The sequence below is a fragment of the Trabulsiella guamensis ATCC 49490 genome, assembly GCF_000734965.1.
Taxonomy (GTDB): Bacteria; Pseudomonadota; Gammaproteobacteria; order Enterobacterales; family Enterobacteriaceae; genus Trabulsiella; species Trabulsiella guamensis.
Window position 1 is genome coordinate 1 of sequence record NZ_JMTB01000223.1, and the last position, 435, is coordinate 435.

General features: G+C 59.1%; 1 pseudogene. It reads left to right on the top strand.

The features are described 5' to 3' along the window. Window positions 1–420: pseudogene (locus tag GTGU_RS23655) on the top strand (baseplate J/gp47 family protein); the annotation flags it as partial. Between the last annotated feature and the right edge of the window lie 15 nt (window positions 421–435).

The window sequence follows — 435 nt, forward strand, 5'->3', positions numbered from 1 at the left end:
GGGCCATGCACGATGGGCCTCGCCTGGGTATACGACGACCGTACTGACATCACCCCGACCGCGCAGGACAGAGCCGATATGGAGGTGTATCTGTTCCGTCATCCCGATCCGGCAACCGGTAACCTTGTCGGCAAGCCTGGCGGGATCGAGGTATGGCCTGTCGCGCTGGAGCTGTCCCCGCTTAACCCGCAAATCAGTCTGACGCCGGATACGCCGGCAACACGTGCGGCTGTTCAGGCGAAACTGCTGGCCCTTCAGAAAACCCATTCTCCGGGCCAGACCATGCTCATCACCGCACTCAGAACGGCCATTGGTACGGCATCAGGTGTGACGGACTATATGCTCAGTCTGACTGCCGATATTCCCTGCGGGCAGAATGAGCTTATCACTGTCGGAGAGATTGAATGGCTCACAGTGTAGATGAATGGCTGGCCG